Origin of the sequence: Pseudomonas sp. MG-9 (assembly GCF_018729515.1) — a bacterium.
Taxonomy (GTDB): Bacteria; Pseudomonadota; Gammaproteobacteria; order Pseudomonadales; family Pseudomonadaceae; genus Aquipseudomonas; species Aquipseudomonas serboccidentalis.
The window spans coordinates 465,976-485,278 of the sequence record NZ_JAHHZH010000004.1 but is presented as its reverse complement, the minus strand read 5'-3'; the positions used below and the strand labels follow the sequence as shown (position 1 = coordinate 485,278).

Annotated in this window: 14 protein-coding genes, 2 tRNA genes and 1 pseudogene; 4 read left to right on the top strand and 13 right to left on the bottom strand. The window is 60.4% G+C overall.

Annotated features, from left to right (window positions below; genetic code table 11):
- Window positions 1-226: 226 nt before the first annotated feature.
- The 10 genes and pseudogenes from KKQ10_RS13045 to rnr all read right to left on the bottom strand — a co-directional run bounded on the left by KKQ10_RS13045 (window position 227) and on the right by rnr (window position 11,043).
- A complete protein-coding gene (locus tag KKQ10_RS13045) occupies window positions 227-2,539 on the bottom strand; it encodes a YgiQ family radical SAM protein (RefSeq protein WP_127649023.1) in 2,313 nt (770 codons plus the stop codon).
- Between the two features lie 266 nt (window positions 2,540-2,805).
- Window positions 2,806-2,981 (bottom strand): annotated as a pseudogene (locus tag KKQ10_RS13040) (DnaB-like helicase C-terminal domain-containing protein).
- A gap of 161 nt (window positions 2,982-3,142) precedes the next feature.
- A complete protein-coding gene (locus KKQ10_RS13035) occupies window positions 3,143-3,529 on the bottom strand; it encodes a hypothetical protein (RefSeq protein WP_127649022.1) in 387 nt (128 codons plus the stop codon).
- Window positions 3,530-3,760: 231 nt separating this feature from the next.
- Window positions 3,761-5,158, bottom strand: a complete 1,398-nt coding sequence (gene dnaB / locus KKQ10_RS13030) for a replicative DNA helicase (RefSeq protein ID WP_064585715.1) — start codon at window positions 5,156-5,158, stop codon at window positions 3,761-3,763.
- A 120-nt stretch (window positions 5,159-5,278) separates the two neighbouring features.
- Window positions 5,279-5,725: a 50S ribosomal protein L9 gene (gene rplI / locus KKQ10_RS13025; RefSeq protein ID WP_003221136.1), complete on the bottom strand. Its 447-nt coding sequence runs from the start codon at window positions 5,723-5,725 to the stop codon at window positions 5,279-5,281.
- 19 nt (window positions 5,726-5,744) lie between these two features.
- Window positions 5,745-6,638 (bottom strand): hypothetical protein, encoded by an 894-nt coding sequence (locus tag KKQ10_RS13020; RefSeq protein WP_064585714.1) that lies wholly within the window; start codon window positions 6,636-6,638, stop codon window positions 5,745-5,747.
- A gap of 36 nt (window positions 6,639-6,674) precedes the next feature.
- Complete coding sequence (gene rpsR / locus KKQ10_RS13015) at window positions 6,675-6,905, bottom strand: 30S ribosomal protein S18 (RefSeq protein WP_002551829.1); 231 nt, start codon at window positions 6,903-6,905, stop codon at window positions 6,675-6,677.
- A 28-nt stretch (window positions 6,906-6,933) separates the two neighbouring features.
- The gene (gene rpsF, locus KKQ10_RS13010) at window positions 6,934-7,356 is read right to left on the bottom strand and encodes a 30S ribosomal protein S6 (protein ID WP_003221133.1); all 423 of its coding nucleotides are present in this window, start codon (window positions 7,354-7,356) and stop codon (window positions 6,934-6,936) included.
- A 295-nt stretch (window positions 7,357-7,651) separates the two neighbouring features.
- Window positions 7,652-8,416 carry a 23S rRNA (guanosine(2251)-2'-O)-methyltransferase RlmB gene (gene rlmB, locus KKQ10_RS13005; protein WP_127649020.1) on the bottom strand — a complete coding sequence of 255 codons (765 nt, stop codon included), beginning with the start codon at window positions 8,414-8,416 and terminating at the stop codon, window positions 7,652-7,654.
- A complete protein-coding gene (gene rnr / locus KKQ10_RS13000) occupies window positions 8,413-11,043 on the bottom strand; it encodes a ribonuclease R (protein WP_215501326.1) in 2,631 nt (876 codons plus the stop codon). Before rnr ends, rlmB begins: the two co-directional genes overlap by 4 nt.
- 225 nt (window positions 11,044-11,268) lie before the next feature.
- On the opposite strand from rnr, the gene KKQ10_RS12995 reads away from it, so the two are divergent.
- The 4 genes from KKQ10_RS12995 to KKQ10_RS12980 all read left to right on the top strand — a co-directional run bounded on the left by KKQ10_RS12995 (window position 11,269) and on the right by KKQ10_RS12980 (window position 14,486).
- Window positions 11,269-11,355 (top strand) — tRNA-Leu (locus tag KKQ10_RS12995).
- A gap of 181 nt (window positions 11,356-11,536) precedes the next feature.
- Window positions 11,537-11,623, top strand: a tRNA-Leu gene (locus tag KKQ10_RS12990).
- A gap of 287 nt (window positions 11,624-11,910) precedes the next feature.
- Window positions 11,911-12,921 carry an extracellular solute-binding protein gene (locus tag KKQ10_RS12985; RefSeq protein WP_215501325.1) on the top strand — a complete coding sequence of 337 codons (1,011 nt, stop codon included), beginning with the start codon at window positions 11,911-11,913 and terminating at the stop codon, window positions 12,919-12,921.
- Window positions 12,921-14,486 carry an ABC transporter permease gene (locus tag KKQ10_RS12980; RefSeq protein ID WP_215501324.1) on the top strand — a complete coding sequence of 522 codons (1,566 nt, stop codon included), beginning with the start codon at window positions 12,921-12,923 and terminating at the stop codon, window positions 14,484-14,486. Before KKQ10_RS12985 ends, KKQ10_RS12980 begins: the two co-directional genes overlap by 1 nt.
- An 80-nt stretch (window positions 14,487-14,566) precedes the next feature.
- Here KKQ10_RS12980 and KKQ10_RS12975 read toward each other — a convergent pair whose 3' ends face one another.
- From KKQ10_RS12975 to KKQ10_RS12965, 3 genes are all read right to left on the bottom strand, one after another.
- A complete protein-coding gene (locus KKQ10_RS12975; RefSeq protein WP_215501323.1) occupies window positions 14,567-16,501 on the bottom strand; it encodes a methyl-accepting chemotaxis protein in 1,935 nt (644 codons plus the stop codon).
- A gap of 139 nt (window positions 16,502-16,640) precedes the next feature.
- Complete coding sequence (locus tag KKQ10_RS12970) at window positions 16,641-17,930, bottom strand: adenylosuccinate synthase (RefSeq protein ID WP_127649015.1); 1,290 nt, start codon at window positions 17,928-17,930, stop codon at window positions 16,641-16,643.
- Window positions 17,931-17,984: 54 nt separating this feature from the next.
- Window positions 17,985-19,172, bottom strand: coding sequence for an ATP phosphoribosyltransferase regulatory subunit (locus KKQ10_RS12965; protein ID WP_127649014.1), 1,188 nt, complete (start codon window positions 19,170-19,172; stop codon window positions 17,985-17,987).
- Window positions 19,173-19,303 lie beyond the last annotated feature (131 nt).

Below are 19,303 nucleotides of genomic sequence, written 5' to 3'. Positions count from 1 at the left end.
GCTTTCCCGGAATGCTCAGGGCAGTACAGCACCAAAATCGGGCGATGCGGGGAAATGGATTGAGGAAGTTGCGCCTAAATGTGGCGAAGATCAAAAGATCGAGCCTTCGGCAGCGCCTACTGGGAAACGCACGACCTAATGTAGGAGCTGCCGAAGGCTGCGATCTTTTTGACCCCAAAAAAAACGCCAACCCGAAGGTTGGCGTTCTGTTGAACCAAAAAGCGACTTAGCGCGGTACCACTGGCTTGCGAGCCGGCTTCGGCCCTTTGCCTTTCGCGGCTTCCTTGCGCTCCTTGGCCGCCTGCTGGTTGCGGGCAAATGCCGCCGCCTTGGCCTGTTCACGCTTGTCCCATGGGTTGCCACCGTCACTGGCACGCGGTGGCAAGCCGTTGTGCTGGGTGAGAATCTTGGTGGTCTTCTCTTTGCCCTCTTTCGCGACCTTGTGGCTGCCGGCTGGCGTCGAATTCTTGCGACGGGCGCTCTGGTAGCTGTCGGTGGCCGGCTGGTGCAGCGGGATCAACTGGTTCTTGCCCGGCCCGATCAGGTCGGCGCGGCCCATGCGGATCAGCGCTTCACGCAGCATCGGCCAGCCTTTCGGGTCGTGATAACGCAGGAACGCCTTGTGCAGACGACGCTGCTCCTCGCTCTTGACGATGGTCACACCGTCGCTCTTGTAGGTGACCTTGCGCAGCGGGTTCTTGCCCGAGTGGTACATCGCGGTGGCGGTGGCCATCGGCGACGGGTAGAACGCCTGCACCTGGTCGGCACGGAACCCGTTGCCTTTGAGCCACAGCGCCAGGTTCATCATGTCTTCATCGGTGGTGCCCGGGTGCGCGGCGATGAAGTACGGAATCAGATACTGCTCTTTGCCGGCTTCCTTGGTGTACTTCTCGAACATGCGCTTGAAGCGGTCGTAAGTACCGATACCCGGTTTCATCATCTGGTTGAGCGGACCTTCCTCGGTGTGTTCCGGGGCGATCTTCAGGTACCCGCCGACGTGGTGGGTCACCAGCTCTTTGACGTACTCCGGCGACTCGACCGCAAGGTCATAACGCAGGCCGGAGGCGATCAGGATCTTCTTCACACCCGGCAAGGCACGGGCGCTGCGGTACAGCTGAATCAGCGACGAATGGTCGGTGTTCAGGTTCGGGCAGATGCCCGGGAACACGCAGGACGGCTTGCGGCACGCGGATTCGATTTCCGGGCTCTTGCAGGCGATGCGGTACATGTTCGCGGTCGGGCCACCGAGGTCGGAAATGACGCCGGTGAAGCCTGGAACCTTGTCGCGGATCTCTTCGATTTCGCGAATGATCGACTCTTCGGAACGGTTCTGGATGATCCGGCCTTCGTGCTCAGTGATCGAGCAGAAGGTGCAGCCGCCGAAGCAGCCACGCATGATGTTCACCGAGAAACGGATCATGTCGTAGGCCGGGATCTTCTCCTTGCCGTAGGCCGGGTGCGGAACCCGTGCGTAAGGCATGCCGAACACGTAGTCCATTTCTTCAGTGGTCATCGGAATCGGCGGCGGGTTGAACCAGACGTCGATCTCGCCATGCTTCTGCACCAGCGCACGGGCGTTGCCCGGGTTGGTTTCCAGGTGCAGCACGCGGTTGGCGTGGGCGTACAAGACCGGGTCGTTACGCACCTTTTCCATGGACGGCAGACGGATCACGGTCTTGTCGCGGGTCATGCGCGGGCTGGCCAGGATCTGTACGACCTTGGCTTCCTCGGGATCATCCACCGGGCCCTTTTCTTGCTCGATGGCGCAGGCCTGGGTGTCCTGGGTGTTCACGTACGGGTTGATGATCTTGTCGATCTTGCCCGGACGATCGATACGCGTGGAGTCGACTTCGTACCAGCCTTGCGGCGTGTCACGGCGGATGAACGCGGTGCCGCGCACGTCGGTGATGTCTTCGATCTTGTGACCGTAAGACAGACGCTGGGCCACTTCGACAATGGCGCGCTCGGCGTTGCCGTACAGCAGAATGTCAGCGCTGGCGTCGATCAGGATCGAGTTGCGCACGCGATCCTGCCAGTAGTCGTAGTGAGCGATGCGACGCAGCGAGGCTTCGATGCCGCCGAGTACGATCGGCACGTGCTTGTAGGCTTCCTTGCAGCGCTGGCTGTAGACCAGGCTCGCGCGATCCGGACGTTTGCCGGCCATGCCACCCGGGGTGTAGGCGTCGTCGGAACGGATTTTCTTGTCCGCGGTGTAGCGGTTGATCATCGAGTCCATGTTGCCGGCCGCGACGCCGAAGAACAGGTTCGGCTCGCCGAGCTTCATGAAGTCGTCTTTGGACTGCCAGTTCGGCTGGGCAATGATCCCGACGCGGAAGCCCTGGGACTCCAGCAGCCGGCCGATGATCGCCATGCCGAACGACGGGTGATCGACGTAGGCATCACCGGTGACGATGATGATGTCGCAGGAATCCCAGCCGAGCTGATCCATCTCCTCCCTGCTCATCGGCAGGAATGGCGCTGGCCCGAAACATTCGGCCCAGTATTTTGGATAGTCAAATAACGGCTTGGCTGCTTGCATGTCGATAACCGGTGTTGGCTTTCATTGAATTTCGCGGGCGCGGAATATAGCACAAATTTTGACCAATTCCGACGACTGTGGTCGGAAATTGGCTGCGCCCTACTGTGGCGAGGGGGCTTGTCGAATCGGCGCACCGTCCCGCGCGGCTGCGAAGCAGTCGTAAATACTGAAGATGCGGTTTAGCAGAATGAGCATTGGGGCCGCTTCGCTGCCCAACGGGGGCAAGCCCCCTCACCACAAAAGCCCCCTCACCACAGGGCTCCGCGTTATTCGTCGTCGAAGTTGTAACTGCCCGGCGCCAGGTTTTCGAAGCGGGTGTATTTACCGATAAACGCCAGGCGGATAAAGCCGATCGGGCCGTTCCGCTGCTTGCCGATGATGATTTCGGCAATGCCCTTGTGCTCGGTCTCCGGGTGATACACCTCGCCCGGTACACGAACATGATGACGTCGGCGTCCTGCTCGATCGCTCCGGATTCCCGCAAGTCGGGTTCAGCGGTATCTATGGGGAGGGATTGAACAAGAAAAGATGAATCACCGGAGAGTTGCATTCCTTGACCTAAAGGATCCCTGTCACCAGGACAGGGTCCGTTAGGCGATTTCTTTAATTAAAGTAGACTATCGATCCGCGCTGATCGTATGGATCGCCTCCATCGGCAGCCCATCCTTCAAAGGTCGATCGAGGAAACTGAGAGGGCGTGTATTTGTGGCCGAACATCAGGTATACAGCCTCGTTGGGCCCAACATCAACACTGACCTTCTCAAGCACCGTCTTGCCAGGACCCAAAAGAGTCACCGTGACAGTTTCACCAACCGAGGACAAGGTACTTACCCTCACTCCGACCGTCCGGTTTTTGAATTCCTCATAAGAAAATGGCCTCCCACCTACACCACCTACGTGATCTACCGGTGATTTTCCCGGTTCGACAGTACATATGTTCAAGGCATACTGCTTTCTATCCGACGCCGATTGAGTATCCGAAATAGTCATGGTGCAAGCTCCTTGCTGTTGAGGAGGAGCCATTTAAACGCACACCAAAAAACCCGCCTACTGTCAAAGTTGACAGGTATGGGAGGATTCCCGACTAACGGTGGAAGCCGCCAGGGCACAAGGCATACGCGGCTGAGACACCTGTCAATTGCCTGACTCCGTGGGCAGGAAGATGCTGTGGCGTAATGCCATGCATCTTACAAGCACACAAGGTGCTTCGCTGAGTTCGAATTACTCGTCGTCGTCGAAGTTGTAACTGCCCGGTGCCAGGTTTTCGAATCGCGTGTATTTACCGATAAACGCCAAGCGGATAAAGCCGATCGGGCCGTTCCGCTGCTTGCCGATGATGATTTCGGCAATGCCCTTGTGCTCGGTTTCCGGGTGATACACCTCGTCCCGGTACACGAACATGATGACGTCGGCGTCCTGCTCGATCGCTCCGGATTCCCGCAAGTCGGAGTTCACCGGGCGCTTGTTGGGACGTTGCTCCAGGGAACGGTTGAGCTGCGACAGCGCCACCACCGGGCAGTTGAATTCCTTGGCCAGGGCTTTGAGGGATCGCGAGATCTCGGAAATCTCGTTGGTCCGGTTGTCACCGCTGGAGCCCGGGATCTGCATCAACTGCAGGTAGTCGATCATGATCAGGCCGACATCGCCGTGCTCGCGCACCAGTCGCCGGGTCCGCGCGCGCATTTCCGACGGGCTGATACCGGCGGTGTCATCGATGAACAACTTGCGGTCGTTGAGCAGGTTGACCGCCGAGGTCAGGCGCGGCCAGTCGTCGTCCTCCAGTTGGCCGGAACGCACCTTGGTCTGGTCGATACGGCCCAGGGACGAGAGCATACGCATGATCAGCGATTCGCCTGGCATCTCGAGGGAGTACACCAGCACCGCCTTGTCGCTGCGCAGTACGGCGTTTTCCACCAGGTTCATCGCGAAGGTGGTCTTACCCATCGACGGACGACCGGCGACGATGATCAGGTCGGACGGCTGCAGGCCGCTGGTTTTCTCGTCGAGGTCAGTGTAGCCGGTGGACAGGCCGGTGATTGCGTCGGCGGTGTTGAACAGGGTGTCGATGCGATCGATGGCCTTGGTCAACAGTTCGTTGACCCCTACAGGGCCGCCGGTTTTGGGCCGCGCTTCGGCGATCTGGAAGATCTGCCGTTCGGCTTCATCGAGGATCTCTTCGGCGGTGCGGCCTTCAGGGTTGAAGGCGGCGTCGGCGATTTCGGTGCTGATGCCGATCAACTGGCGCAACGTCGCACGCTGGCGAACGATCTGCGCATAGGCCTTGATGTTGGCGACCGATGGCGTGTTTTTCGCCAGTTCGCCCAGGTAACCGAGGCCGCCGACCTGGGACGTCTGACCTTCCTTGTCCAATTGCTCGGCAAGGGTCACGACGTCGATCGGCATGTTCTGATCGGCCAGTTTGGCGATCGCACGGAAGATCAAACGGTGGTCATGCCGGTAGAAATCGCCGTCGGAGACTTGATCGAGCACGCGTTCCCAGGCGTTGTTGTCCAGCATCAGACCACCGAGTACGGCCTGTTCGGCCTCGATGGAATGCGGCGGCACTTTCAGCGCGGCGGTTTGCAGGTCGTATTGCTCGGGAGCGGAGATTTCGTTCATGGCCACTTGGAGTCAGGTTTGAAAACGGGAGTACCAGAAAGACAAAGGGCACGACCTGTAAACAGGATCGTGCCCGATGTTACCGGCAAGCACCCGAGGGTGCCAGCCGACAAGTGTTGCTTAAGCTGCTACCACGACAACGCGTACGGTGGCTTCAACTTCGGCGTGCAGGTGCACAGCCACGTCGAATTCACCCACGTTGCGGATGGTGCCGTTCGGCAGACGAACTTCGCTCTTCTGCACTTCAACGCCGGAAGCGGTCAGTGCATCAGCGATGTCGTGAGTACCGATCGAACCGAACAGCTTGCCTTCGTCGCCAGCGGTGGCAGTGATGGTCACTTCCAGCTCGGCCAGTTGGGCAGCACGGCTTTCAGCCGATGCTTTACGGTCTGCGGCGGCTTTTTCCAGCTCAGCGCGACGCTCTTCGAACGCAGCCAGGTTGGCAGCGGTCGCAGCGGTAGCTTTGCCGAAAGGCAGCAGGTAGTTACGGCCGTAACCGGCCTTAACGTTTACTTTGTCGCCCAGGTTGCCCAGGTTGGCGATTTTTTCCAGAAGGATCAGTTGCATGTGGAAATCCTCTTAACTTTTAACCTTCACCGTTCGCGTTATCGGTGTCTTTCGACACGTGACGACCGCGAAAATCAATCAGGCTGTCGACAATGGCCAGAACCACGAGCAACGGATAGATCAGCTGCATGAACAGCAGCAGCGTGACGTACAACCCCACCAGCCAGAAACCGGCCAGTCGCTTCTGCCCGACCAGCCCGTGAATCAGGGCCAGTCCGGCGAACACCAGCGGTACGCTGCACAACGGCGTCAACATGGCCATCTGTGCACCGAGATTCGGGCCCAGAAGCATCAACGCCAGCAGCAACATCGCCGGCCCCAGCGGGATCCGGATGGCGCGAAACTCGCGACCAAAACCACCCGGGTTGTACAACAACGCCTGCCAATGCCGCCCGACAATCAGGCTCAGCACGCTGACGATCTGCAACAATGCCGCAATCAGTCCGGTCAGGACTGGTGCAATCAGGGACGCGAACCGCGCTTGCTCATCGACCGACAATTGCTTGTAGGTATCACCAAGAAGCGCCGGCATGACCTTTATCAAGGCCTGCGCGAGCATCTCGATCTGGGCCGCAAACGCCGCCCCGAGCACCACTGAAAACACCACTCCAATCACTACGCTGACCAGCAGCGTGCGAACCCAGGACTCGCTTGCGCGCAAAACCAACGCAAGCCCCGAAGACCCCAGCAGCACCAGAAGTGCCCGTGGGTCATCGGCATACAGCCACCAGATCAACGCTGGCAGCAGCCCCAGAGACAGAACACCCAGGGCGTCCGTCAGTCCGCGCCGCAGAAGCACCAGGCTCCCGGCGGCAGCACCCAACCAATACAACAACGGCAATGTTGCACATCCGGCCACCACGAGAGTGGCCTGCATACGGCCTCGCATGATGAACTCAGCTAAGGCACGCATGCATTCAATCCTTTGCTACTTGTCGACTGCCCGGTCTCAGCGGCCGTGGCTGTCGGTGTAGGCCAGCAGGGCCAGGAAGCGGGCGCGCTTGATAGCGGTGGCCAGCTGACGCTGATAACGAGCTTTGGTACCGGTGATGCGGCTTGGAACGATTTTGCCGGTCTCGGATACGTAGGCTTTCAGAGTGTTGAGATCTTTGTAATCGATCTCTTTCACGTCTTCAGCGGTGAAGCGGCAGAATTTACGACGACGGAAGAAACGTGCCATTTGATAGGCTCCTTAAAAGGTCCGTGGATTACTCGTCAGCGTTATCGCTGTTGTCGCTGTCATCACCCTCAACGCCATCAGCGTCGGAGTGCTCAGGACGGTCGCGACGCTCACGGCGCTCACTGCGGTTTTCTTCAGCCTTGAGCATCTCGGACTGGCCGGTAACGGCTTCGTCGCGACGGATGACCAGGTTACGGATCACTGCATCGTTGTAGCGGAAGTTGTCTTCCAGCTCGGCCAGGGCCTTGCCAGTGCACTCAACGTTCAGCATCACGTAGTGAGCCTTGTGAACATTGTTGATTGCGTAGGCCAGTTGACGACGGCCCCAGTCTTCCAGACGGTGGATTTTGCCGCCGTCTTCTTCGATCAGCTTGGTGTAACGCTCAACCATGCCGCCGACTTGCTCGCTCTGGTCAGGGTGGACCAGAAAGATGATTTCGTAATGACGCATGAATGCTCCTTACGGGTTGTAGCCTGCCGCTCAAAAACGGTCAGACAAGGAGTGAATGACACTTATGGACTTGCTGGCGCGGGGCACATGCGTGCCTGCCGTCACAGCAAGGGGCGCAATTGTAGAGAAGGGACTGCAGAGGTGCAAGGCAATTGGTGATTATTTGAACAATCACCGGGAGACACCTGTAGGAGCTGCCGAAGGCTGCGATCTTTTGACTTTGATTTTTCAAAACAAGATCAAAAGATCGCAGCCTCGTTTTACTCGGCAGCTCCTACAAGCCACACAGAGAGGTTTACTTCTTGACTGCAGCCTTGGCCTTGGCGCCGCGCTGACGCTGCGCTTCGAACAGGCACACGCCAGTCGCCACGGACACGTTGAGGCTGCTGACGCTACCGGCCATCGGCAGGTTCACCAGATAGTCGCAATGCTCGCGAGTCAGGCGACGCATGCCTTTGCCTTCGGCGCCCATGATCAGGATGGTCGGGCCGGTCAGGTCCTGGTCATAAATGCTGACCTCGGCCTCACCCGCCGTACCGACAACCCACAGACCGCGCTGCTGGAGCTTTTCCAGAGTCCGCGCCAGGTTAGTCACCGCCACCAACGGAATCACTTCTGCCGCGCCGCACGCCACTTTACGCACCACCGGCGTCAGGGTCGCCGACTTGTCCTTGGGCACAATCACTGCCAGCGCGCCGGCAGCATCCGCCGAGCGCAGGCAGGCGCCGAGGTTGTGCGGGTCAGTCACACCGTCCAGCACCAGCAATAGCGGCGCGCCTTCGGTGCGATCGAGCAACTCGTCGAGCATCGCCTCACCCCAGACCTGGCTCGGACTGACGTCGGCGACCACACCCTGGTGCACACCTTCAACCCAGGCATCCATTTCGCGGCGCTCGGCCTGACCGACCTGCACACGATTTTCGTTGGCCAGTTCGATCAGGGTCTGCACGCGCGGATCGTTGCGGCTTTCGGCCAGCCAGATCTGCTTGACGCGTTTAGGGTGGTGACGCAGCAACGCTTCTACCGCGTGAACGCCGTAGATTTTTTCCAACTGACTCATGACTTCGCCTTCGGTTTACGTGCCCCGCCACTTTTGGCTGGAGCAGAACCCGCTTTCGGCGGGCCTTTACGGTGTTTGCTCGGTTTGGCTGGCTTGCCGCCGGTCGCCTTGTCAGGCGCCGACCGTCCGGTCTTTCCCCCAGACGCCGCTTTACCACCGCTTTTGGCTTCGGCCAGCAAGGCCTTCTTCAATTCACGGCTTTTGCGCAGCTCGGCGTTTTTCGCCACGGCATCGCTCGGGCGATAGGCCTCGACCGCTTTTTCCTTGGCGGGACGACGGCTGGCGGTTTTTGCCGGGGCCTTGTCTTCCACGGCCTTGGCCGTAGGCGCTGCGGTTTCGGCGCCACGTTTCTTGCGGCCGATTGGTGCGCTGATGGTTTTTTCCGCCATCTCGAAGTCGATCTTGCGTTCGTCGAGGTCGACGCGCATGACCCGCACTTCAACGGTATCGCCGAGACGGAAGCTGCGACCGGTGCGCTCGCCCGCCAGGCGGTGATGCACAGGATCGAAGTGGTAGTAGTCGCCCGGCAGCGCGGTGACGTGTACCAGACCTTCGACGTAAATATCGGTCAGCTCGACGAACAGACCAAAACCGGTCACGGCGGTGATCACGCCCGGGAACGATTCGCCCACGCGGTCCTTCATGAACTCGCACTTGAGCCAGTTCACCACGTCGCGGGTCGCTTCGTCGGCGCGGCGTTCGCTCATCGAGCACTGCTCGCCGAGTTGCTCCAGCGCCGCCTCGTCGTACGGATAGATGCGCGCCTTCGGAATGGTCATCGCACCGGCACGACGAACGTGCGGGGTGTCCTGTTTCGAATGGATCACGCTGCGGATGGCGCGGTGCGTGAGCAGGTCCGGGTAACGACGGATCGGCGAGGTGAAGTGGGTATAGGCTTCGTAGTTCAGGCCGAAGTGGCCTTCGTTCTGGGCGCTGTACACCGCCTGGCTCAGGGAGCGCAGCATCACGGTCTGGATCAAGTGGAAGTCCGGACGGTCCTTGATGCTCGCCAACAGGGCCTGATAGTCCTTCGGCGACGGGCCATCCTTGCCTTTGTGCAGGGACAGGCCGAGCTCGCCAAGGAAAGCGCGCAGTTTTTCCAGACGCTCCGGTGGCGGGCCGTCGTGGACGCGGTACAGCGCAGGGATCTCGTGCTTCTTGAGGAATTCGGCAGTGGCCACGTTGGCCGCCAGCATGCATTCCTCGATCAGCTTGTGCGCATCATTACGGGTGGTCGGGCGGATTTCGGCAATCTTGCGCTCGGAACCGAAGATGATCCGGGTTTCCTGAGTTTCGAAATCGATCGCGCCACGCACGTGACGGGCCGCCAGCAACACTTTGTACAGTGCATAAAGCTGCTTGAGGTGCGGCACCACGTCGGTGTATTCGCCGCGAAGCTTACGGGCTTCAGTGGCTTTCGGGGTTTCCAGCATCGCGCTGACCTTGTTGTAGGTCAGACGCGCGTGGGAGTGAATCACCGCCTCATAGAAGCAGTAGTCGGTCATTTCGCCGGTCTTGGAGATGGTCATCTCGCAAACCATGGCCAGACGATCAACGTGCGGGTTCAGCGAGCACAGGCCGTTGGACAGCTGCTCAGGCAGCATCGGCACCACGCGCTCAGGGAAGTACACCGAGTTGCCGCGCACCTGGGCTTCGTTGTCCAGCGCCGAACCGATTTTCACATAGCTGGAGACGTCGGCAATCGCCACGTACAACTTCCAGCCGCCGGAGAACAGGCGCAGCTTGCCCGGTTTGGCTTCGCAATAAACCGCATCGTCGAAGTCGCGAGCGTCTTCGCCGTCGATGGTGACGAACGGCAGATGGCGCAGGTCGATGCGTTTCTCTTTGTCTTTCTCTTCGACTTCAGGCTTGAGCTTGGCGGCTTCTTTGAGCACCGCCTCAGGCCAGACGTGCGGGATATCGTAGGTGCGCAGAGCAACGTCGATCTCCATGCCCGGCGCCATGTAGTTGCCGACGACTTCGATCACATCGCCTTGCGGCTGGAAGCGCGGGGTCGGCCAGTGGGTGATTTTCACCTCGACGAACTGACCGATCTGGGCGTTGGCGTTGCGACCCGGAGTGACCAGCACTTCCTGCTGGATCTTCGGGTTGTCGGCCACGACGAAACCGATACCGCCTTCCTCGAAGTAGCGACCGACAATGCTCTCGTGGGCACGGGACACCACTTCAACGATCACGCCTTCGCGGCGACCGCGACGGTCGAGACCGGAAACGCGGGCCAAGGCACGGTCACCGTCGAACACCAGACGCATTTGCGCCGGACTCATGAACAGGTCATCGCTGCCATCGTCCGGCACCAGGAAGCCGAAACCGTCACGGTGACCGCTGATGCGGCCGAGGATCAGGTCGAGCTTGTCCACCGGCGCATAGGTGCCACGGCGGGTATAGATCAATTGAGCGTCGCGCTCCATGGCGCGCAGGCGGCGGCGCAGGGCTTCGATCTGGTCTTCTGTGGTCAGACCAAACTCTTCGACCAGTTGCTCGCGGGCAGCGGGCGAACCCCGATCAGCAAGGTGCTGAAGGATCAGTTCGCGGCTGGGAATAGGGTTATCATATTTTTCCGCTTCACGAGCGGCCTCGGGATCGAGGGACTGCCAATCGGCCATTAGAGAGTTTTCACCTTGTCTATATGCGGGTTAGTTTGGCATAGGCGCCATCAAACGGGAAATTTCCCACTCTATAAGACTCTTCTAAAGCCTTGTATCGACGCCTGAAAGCCCTTTTGAACACCGTCGGTAAAAAAAATCATTTTTTTTGCTGGCAGGGGTTTACAGTTAAAAAGGCGCTCCGTATAGTGCGCGCCATCGACGACGTACATACGTTGACGAGATGCCCAGGTGGTGAAATTGGTAGACACGCCAGCTTCAGGTGCTGGTGACCTTACGGTCGTGGAAGTTCGAGTCTTCTCCTGGGCACCAATTTCGAGTTTGAGACTAGATCAGTTTCAAGACTCACACAAAAACCCGCGAAAGCGGGTTTTTTGCATTCTAAGGAACGGATTTGTTAAAACCGATTAATTAAAATTAAATCAGGGGTTTACAGATCAAAAAGCGCTCCGTATAGTGCGCCACATCAACAGCGGTAACGCTCGCGATGAATGCCCAGATGGTGAAATTGGTAGACACGCCAGCTTCAGGTGCTGGTGACCTTACGGTCGTGGAAGTTCGAGTCTTCTTCTGGGCACCAATTCAAATTCAAGGTGATGACCTTGAGTTTCCCAAAAACCCGCGAAAGCGGGTTTTTGCGTTTCTGGCATTTGAAAACCAAACACTCCCCTGTAGGAGCTGCCGAAGGCTGCGATCTTTTGCTTCTTAAAAAAGCCAAATCAAAAGATCGCAGCCTTCGGCAGCTCCTACAAGGGCAGCGCAATCCGTCGTATCAGAGCAGGCGGCGTCCTGCAAGGCGCACTTGAGAAACAATATCGTTTATCATTGTTGCAAGTTTTTGCAATGCGACAGTGAGGAACCCTGCGAATGACGTTTCGAAATACCCTGCGCCGAGGCTTGACCTTCACCCTGCTCGGCCTGGCACTCGCCACTCCCCTCACCCAGGCAGCCGACGCGGTTTCCCTGACGCTCTACAACGGTCAACACAAGGAAGTCGGCGATGCGATCGCCAAAGCCTTCGAGGCCAAGACCGGCATTCACGTCAATGTGCGCAAGGGCAGCAGCAACCAACTTGCAAGCCAGGTCATCGAAGAAGGCGACCGCTCCCCCGCCGATGTGATCTACACCGAAGAATCCCCGCCGCTGAACAATCTTGGCGAACAAGGCCTGCTGGCCAAGACCGATGACGCCACGCTGGCCGTATTGCCGAAAGAGTATGTCGCCGGCAACGGCACCTGGATCGGCGTCACCGCGCGAGTTCGCGTGGTTGCCTACAACCCGAAGCTGATCGATGAAAAGGATCTGCCGAAATCGGTACTCGGCTTCTCCGACCCGAAATGGCAAGGCAAGGTCGGCTTCGTGCCAACCAGCGGCGCCTTTCAGGAACAGGCCGTGGCCATCATCAAGGTGCACGGACGCGACGCCGCCGAAGAATGGCTGACCGGCCTGCGCGCCTTCGGCAAGACCTACAGCAACAACATGGTCGCGCTCAAAGCCGTGGAAAACGGTGAAGTCGCCACTGTCCTGGTGAACAACTACTACTGGTTCGCCCTGCAACGCGAGAAAGGCCAACTCGACTCGAAACTGCACTATTTCACCGACGGCGACGTCGGCGGGCTGATCACCGTGTCCAGCGCTGCAGTACTGAAGTCCAGCAAACACCCGAAAGAAGCCCAGCAGTTCCTTGCCTACATGGCCAGCGAAGAAGGTCAGCGCGTGATCACCCAGACCACCGCCGAATACCCGCTGCACAAAGGCATGGAGTCAGATCGCGGTCTCAAGCCATTCAGCGAGCTGCAAGCGCCGAATGTCACCCCGGCCGACCTGGGCAACGCCGAAGAAGCCCTGGAACTGGAACGTGAAGTTGGCCTGAACTGATGGCCGCATCGTTATCCGCCCCCGCCGCGCGCGGGGGTTACGTGCCACGGCGCAAGCGGCCGTCGGTCTGGCTGGTGCTACCGGTATTGCTGCTGGTGCTGCTGAGCCTGTTGCCGCTGGCCTACGTCGGCCTGAAAGCCTGGCAGGCCGGCTGGGCCGAAGCACTGCATTTGCTGTGGCGCCCATATGTGTTCGGCTTGTTGCGCAACACATTGGCGCTGATGGTGGGCGTGACGCTCACCTGCGGCGTGATCGGCCTGTCGCTGGCCTGGCTGCTGGAGCGCAGCAATCTGCCGGGGCGGCGCCTGTGGGGCGTGATTCTGTGCCTGCCGTTCGCCGTGCCGGCGTTTGTCAGCAGCTTCACCTGGGTATCGTTGAGTGCACAGTTCGAAGGCCTCGGCGGAGCGATTCTGGTGATGAGCCTGTCGAAATACCCGCTGATCTTTCTGCCGGTCGCAGCGACCCTGCGCAACCTCGACCCCTCCCTCGAAGAGTCCGCCCGCACCTTGGGGCAGAACCGCTGGGGCGTGTTTTTCCGCGTCACCCTGCCGCTGCTCTGGCCGTCCCTGCTGGCCGGCTCGCTGCTGATTGCCCTGCACATGCTGGTGGAATTCGGCGCGCTGTCGATCATCGGCCTGCAAACCTTCACCACAGCGATCTATCAGCAATTCGAACTGGAGTTCAGCAACGCCAACGCGGCAATGCTTTCGGCGGTATTGCTCGCGCTGTGTCTGGCCCTGCTGTGGCTGGAGCTGCGCGCACGCGGCAAGGGTCGGCATGTGCGTACCGGTCAGGGCGCGGCGCGCCAGGCCGAACAAGTCCGTCTCGGGCCATGGGCCGTGGTCGGCCAGTTGTATTGCCTGCTGCTGGCGATCATCGGCAGCGGGATTCCGCTGGGCATGCTCGCGTATTGGCTGGCGGTCGGTTCGTCAGCAGCGTTCCCGGTCGCCGCGATCACTGAAGCCCTGCTGTCGTCGCTGGCCTTGTCACTGGGCGGCGCGGCGTTGTGCCTGCTGCTGGCGGTGCCGGTCGGGTTGCTGGTGGTCCGTTACAAGGGCCAACTGGCGATCTGGGCCGAGCGTCTGCCGTATCTGTTGCACGCGCTGCCGGGGCTGGTGATTGCGTTGACGCTGGTGTATTTCGCCCTGCATTACGTGCCGGCGCTGTACCAGACTTCGGCATTGCTGCTGATTGCCTACGCGTTGCTGTTTTTGCCACTGGCGCAGGCGCCGATTCGCACGGCACTGAACAAGGCGGCGCCGCAACTGGAAGAAGCCGCGCGTACGCTGGGCGCGTCATCGTTCACGGCGTTTTGCCGGGTAACCCTGCCGATCATCTTTCCGGCCTTGGGTGCGGCGTTTGCCCTGGTGTTTCTGGATGCGATGAAGGAGCTGACGGCGACGCTGTTGCTGAGTCCGACCGGGCTCAACACCTTGGCGACCGAGGTTTGGGCGCATACGGCGAATGTCGAGTTCGCGGCGGCGGCGCCTTATGCGGCGTTGTTGATCGTGGTGTCAGGGTTGCCGGTGTATCTGCTGACGACACGGATGTATCTGAGCCGCTGAAAGATCGCAGCCTGCGGCAGCTCCTACAGGATGAACGCCAATCCCATGCAGGAGCTGCCGCAGGCTGCGATCTTTTGATCTTAGGCCCTGAACTGCCCCAGGCTCGCCTTCAACTGCGCCGCCAAGCCATCCAGCACCTTGCCACTCGCCGTGGTTTCCACCACCGCCTGAGCCGCTTTCTCGGCCTGGGCATGGATCGTCTCGACCCGCCCGCGCACCGCTTGCGCGCCCTGCGCCTGATGCGCCGCTGCCTGCGTGGCCAGGCCGATCGCCGCGTGCACCTGCTCGACTGACGCCTGTACCGATTGCTGCAACCGCGCACTGTCGCGCAACACCAGCAAACCTTCGCTGGCCTGACGCCCGGCCTGACCGATCGCTTCTACCGCTTCACGCGCGCCCTGCTGCAACGCGACGATGTGCGCCTGAATATCGCCGGTAGAGCTTTGTGTCTTGCTCGCCAAGGCGCGCACTTCGTCTGCCACTACTGCGAAACCACGCCCGGTCTCGCCGGCCCGTGCCGCTTCAATGGCCGCATTGAGCGCCAACAGGTTGGTCTGCTCGGCGATGCCGTGGATCACCGTCAGCACCACTTCAATCTGTTCGCTCTGCTGCGCCAGTCGCTCAATGACTTTTGCCCCCGTGTCGACCTGCCCGGCCAGCGCTTCGATCAGGCTGCCGACCTTGGCTGAAGTGCGGGTGTTTTCGTCGGTGGCCTGGCGGATGTCCACCACCTGCTTCAACGCCGCTTGCATCGCGTGGCTTTCCGATTGCGCCTCGTCGGCCATTTGCGACAACGCGCGCAGGCTCTCAGCCACCTCATCGCGCTGCATCCCCGCCGCCGCGTCGGCGCCGGCATTGCGCAGGGTCATGGCGCCGATTTCCACGCCGGTACGCTGGGCCACGTCACCCGCCTCGCGCACGATCGGCTGCAACTTATCCACAAAGCGATTGACCGCCGACGCCATGTCGCCGATCTCGTCCTTGCTGTTGATCTGCACGCGCTTGGTCAGATCGCCCTCGCCCGCCGCCAGATCGTCCATCGCCGCGTTGAGCATCTTCAGACGATTGACCACCCGATGCCCCAGCACCACCGCCAGCAACAGCAGCACGCCGCAGCCGACCAGCGCCAGGCCCATGCCGATGCGCCAGCGTAATGTCGCAGCGGCGTCCTGCACGGTGCTGCTGGTGTTGGCTTTCATCTCGGCCGCGGTGGTTTGCGCCGACTGCAGGCGCGCCTGCATCGCTGCGGCGCTGTCAGCGGCGGCGCCCTTGAGGCTGTCGCCCACCAGTTGATCGCTGCTGGCGATCAGCGCCGAGAAGCGCTGGTCGAGCGCGGCCAGATCGGTTTCCACCGAGGCCGTCGAAACGCCCATCAGCACTTTGCCGATTTCCACGCCATTGGGGTTGATCGAGGCTTCGAGGTAGTAGACCGACGGATCGTTTTTCGCCGCGTCCAGCACCTTGTCCAGTGCCCGTTCGCCTTGGCCTTTTTCCAGCAGAGCCTTGTTGATCGGGTTTTCGCGGTTGAGGTAGCGGGTCAGGTGCTGCCCGGTGGCGTCGTCGTAGACCACGAACAACACATTGGGATTGCGCTGGGCGCGCCGGGCGAACTCGGACAGGGTCGGCACGTCGCTGTCCCACATGGCGCGAGGCGCGACCGAGGCCAGCAACTGGGCCATGTCATTGGCCGAGTCCTTCAGGTCTTTTTCCAAAGTCGTACGCAGCTGTGCCTGCTCGTCCTTCAGACGCGCGGACAAGCCGGCGGTCAAACGCTGGCGGGTACTTGAGGACAGATTATCGAGACTCGACGTGACTTCACGCCCGGCCTGTTCCAGCTCGCCCGAGAGCTTCTGGCTGTCGGCGCCCAGGCGAACGCCGAGGTCGGCCTCCAGCGCCGTGACCGTGCTTCGTGTCAGGGCGACCGCCACGAGCACTTGCACCAAAAGGGCGATACCAAGGGTAACGAACACGGGCCGCAACAAACGGCTTTGTAACAGTGAGAGAACGGCCGACACTGTGAATCCCTCTACTTCTGACGCCATTAATTTGATGGCACTCTTGTAGACAGATTTACAGCAAAGGTCATGCCGTCCAACCGGCATAAACGACAAAGGCCCCGATTAAGGGGCCTTTGTTTTTTACATCAACGACTTATCAAGCGAACGGATGACGCAGAACGATGGTTTCGTTGCGATCCGGACCCGTCGAAATAATGTCGATCGGCGCGCCGATCAACGCTTCAACGCGTTTGATGTAGGCACGAGCGTTAGCCGGCAGCTCTTCCAGGGTCTTGGCGCCCACGGTCGATTCGGTCCAGCCCGGCACTTCTTCGTACACAGGCTGCAGGCCTACGTAGCTGTCAGCGTCGGTCGGAGCAACGGCGTTGCCTTGTGCATCTTTGTAGCCGGTGCAGATGTTGATGGTTTCCAGACCGTCGAGTACGTCCAGCTTGGTCAGGCAGATACCCGAAATGCTGTTCACATCGATAGCGCGACGCAGGATAACGGCATCGAACCAGCCGCAACGACGGGCACGGCCGGTGGTAGCGCCGAACTCGTGACCTTGCTTGGCCAGGTGCGCACCGACTTCGTCAAACAGCTCAGTCGGGAACGGGCCCGAACCGACGCGAGTGGTGTAAGCCTTGGTGATGCCCAGGATGTAATCCAGGAACATCGGGCCAACGCCCGAACCGGTCGCCACGCCACCAGCGGTGGTGTTGGAGCTGGTCACGTACGGATAGGTACCGTGGTCGATGTCGAGCAACGAACCCTGGGCGCCTTCGAACATGATGTCTTTGCCGGCGCGGCGCAGGTCGTGCAGCTCGGCCGTCACGTCCAGCATCAGTGGCTTGAGCAGCTCAGCGTATTCCTTGCACTCGGCCAGAGTCTTTTCGAACTCGATGGCCGGCTCTTTGTAGTAACCCACCAGCATGAAGTTGTGGTAGTCCACCAGTTCACGCAGCTTGTCTTCGAAGCGCGGCATGTTGAGCAGGTCGCCAACGCGCAGGCCACGACGTGCAACCTTGTCTTCGTACGCCGGGCCGATGCCGCGACCGGTAGTACCGATCTTCAGCTCGCCACGGGCCTTTTCACGGGCCTGGTCCAGCGCCACGTGGAAGGACAGGATCAGCGGGCAGGACGGGCTGATACGCAGGCGCTCGCGCACCGGTACGCCTTTCTCTTCCAGCTTGGTGATCTCGCGCAGCAGGGCGTCAGGTGCAACCACCACGCCGTTGCCGATCAGGCACTGCACGCCTTCGCGCAGCACGCCCGACGGGATCAGGTGCAAGACGGTTTTTTCGCCGTCGATCACCAGGGTGTGGCCAGCGTTGTGGCCACCTTGGTAGCGCACTACGGCGGCAGCATGTTCGGTCAGCAGATCAACGATCTTGCCTTTGCCCTCATCACCCCATTGGGTGCCCAGGACTACGACATTCTTACCCATAACACTTGTCCTCATTCGCGCAAACTTGGTGCCGGCGTTGGCCGGCAGGAAAACTCAAGAAGCCAGTGGCGATACTTGCCAAAGCCCGTTCTGCTGAATCAATTGCCGGTCGCAGTCCGCATCACGGGCGGCGGCCAAAGGTTGTCCAGGCAGCGCCTGAACGACACGCTGACCCTCACTGCGCAACTGGCAAACCTGCTGCCAGAGTGCCGCATCCGTACTGTCAGGCATCCAGATACCGCCAGACGGTAGCTCGATCTCAGCACGCCCCAGGGTCACCAGGGTTTTCAAATCGGTAGAGAAGCCGGTCGCCGGACGGGCACGACCGAAGTCGGCACCGATGTCATCGTAACGACCACCCTGAGCGATGGACTGACCCACGCCTGGTACAAACACCGCGAACACCACACCGGTGTGGTAGTGATAGCCGCGCAGCTCGCCCAGATCGAAGTACAACGGCAGATCCGGGAAACGCACTGACAGACGCTCGGCGATCGCCAGCAAGTCTTCCAGCGCGGCCAGCACCGGCGCCGGTGCATTGGCCAAACGCTCACGGGCGGCGGCCAGCACTTCACGTCCGCCACACAGGTCGACCAGTGCCCGCAGCATGTCGGACAGATCGGCCGGCAGGCCTTCGGTCAAGGTAATGACCTCGTCGATGGCCTTGCGTTGCAACGCATCGAACAACTGCTGCTCGACTTCACCGGACAGACCGGCGGCACGCGCCAGACCACGATAGATGCCGACATGACCGAGATCCATGTGCACATCCGGCACATCGGCCAGTTGCAACATGGCCAGCATCAGGCTGATCACTTCAACGTCGCTGCTCGGGCTGGCATCGCCGTACAACTCGGCGCCCAACTGGATCGGGCTGCGCGAGGACGACAGTGCACGCGGCTGGGCATGCAGCACGCTGCCGGCGTAGCACAGACGGCTCGGGCCTTCGCGACGCAGGGTGTGCGCATCGATGCGCGCCACTTGCGGCGTGATGTCGGCACGGAACCCCATCTGCCGGCCCGACTGCGGGTCGATGACCTTGAAGGTCCGCAGATCCAGGTCCTGGCCCGCACCGGTCAGCAGGGATTCCAGGTACTCGATATGGGGAGTCACGACAAACTCGTAACCCCAGCTCTGGAACAGATCCAACACCTGACGACGCGCGACTTCAATGCGCGCCGCTTCCGGTGGCAGTACTTCTTCGATGCCATCTGGCAGCAGCCAGCGGTCTACCGTTGCCATTACGCCATTCCCCTTTGATCCGGGCGGCCTGCCTGCGGGCGAGCCTTGAGTGAAGCAGAAAATGACCGACCCGTTCAAAACGCACGCGCATGAACGACGCGGCGAAAGGCCTGTTACCGGCTTCGCCCATC

Coding starts and splice junctions, on each gene's coding strand:
- KKQ10_RS13045 (WP_127649023.1), bottom strand. CDS start 2,539: ATGCAAGCAGCCAAGCCGTTATTTGACTATCCAAAATACTGGGCCGAA.
- KKQ10_RS13035 (WP_127649022.1), bottom strand. CDS start 3,529: ATGACTATTTCGGATACTCAATCGGCGTCGGATAGAAAGCAGTATGCC.
- dnaB (WP_064585715.1), bottom strand. CDS start 5,158: ATGAACGAAATCTCCGCTCCCGAGCAATACGACCTGCAAACCGCCGCG.
- rplI (WP_003221136.1), bottom strand. CDS start 5,725: ATGCAACTGATCCTTCTGGAAAAAATCGCCAACCTGGGCAACCTGGGC.
- KKQ10_RS13020 (WP_064585714.1), bottom strand. CDS start 6,638: ATGCGTGCCTTAGCTGAGTTCATCATGCGAGGCCGTATGCAGGCCACT.
- rpsR (WP_002551829.1), bottom strand. CDS start 6,905: ATGGCACGTTTCTTCCGTCGTCGTAAATTCTGCCGCTTCACCGCTGAA.
- rpsF (WP_003221133.1), bottom strand. CDS start 7,356: ATGCGTCATTACGAAATCATCTTTCTGGTCCACCCTGACCAGAGCGAG.
- rlmB (WP_127649020.1), bottom strand. CDS start 8,416: ATGAGTCAGTTGGAAAAAATCTACGGCGTTCACGCGGTAGAAGCGTTG.
- rnr (WP_215501326.1), bottom strand. CDS start 11,043: ATGGCCGATTGGCAGTCCCTCGATCCCGAGGCCGCTCGTGAAGCGGAA.
- KKQ10_RS12985 (WP_215501325.1), top strand. CDS start 11,911: ATGACGTTTCGAAATACCCTGCGCCGAGGCTTGACCTTCACCCTGCTC.
- KKQ10_RS12980 (WP_215501324.1), top strand. CDS start 12,921: ATGGCCGCATCGTTATCCGCCCCCGCCGCGCGCGGGGGTTACGTGCCA.
- KKQ10_RS12970 (WP_127649015.1), bottom strand. CDS start 17,930: ATGGGTAAGAATGTCGTAGTCCTGGGCACCCAATGGGGTGATGAGGGC.
- KKQ10_RS12965 (WP_127649014.1), bottom strand. CDS start 19,172: ATGGCAACGGTAGACCGCTGGCTGCTGCCAGATGGCATCGAAGAAGTA.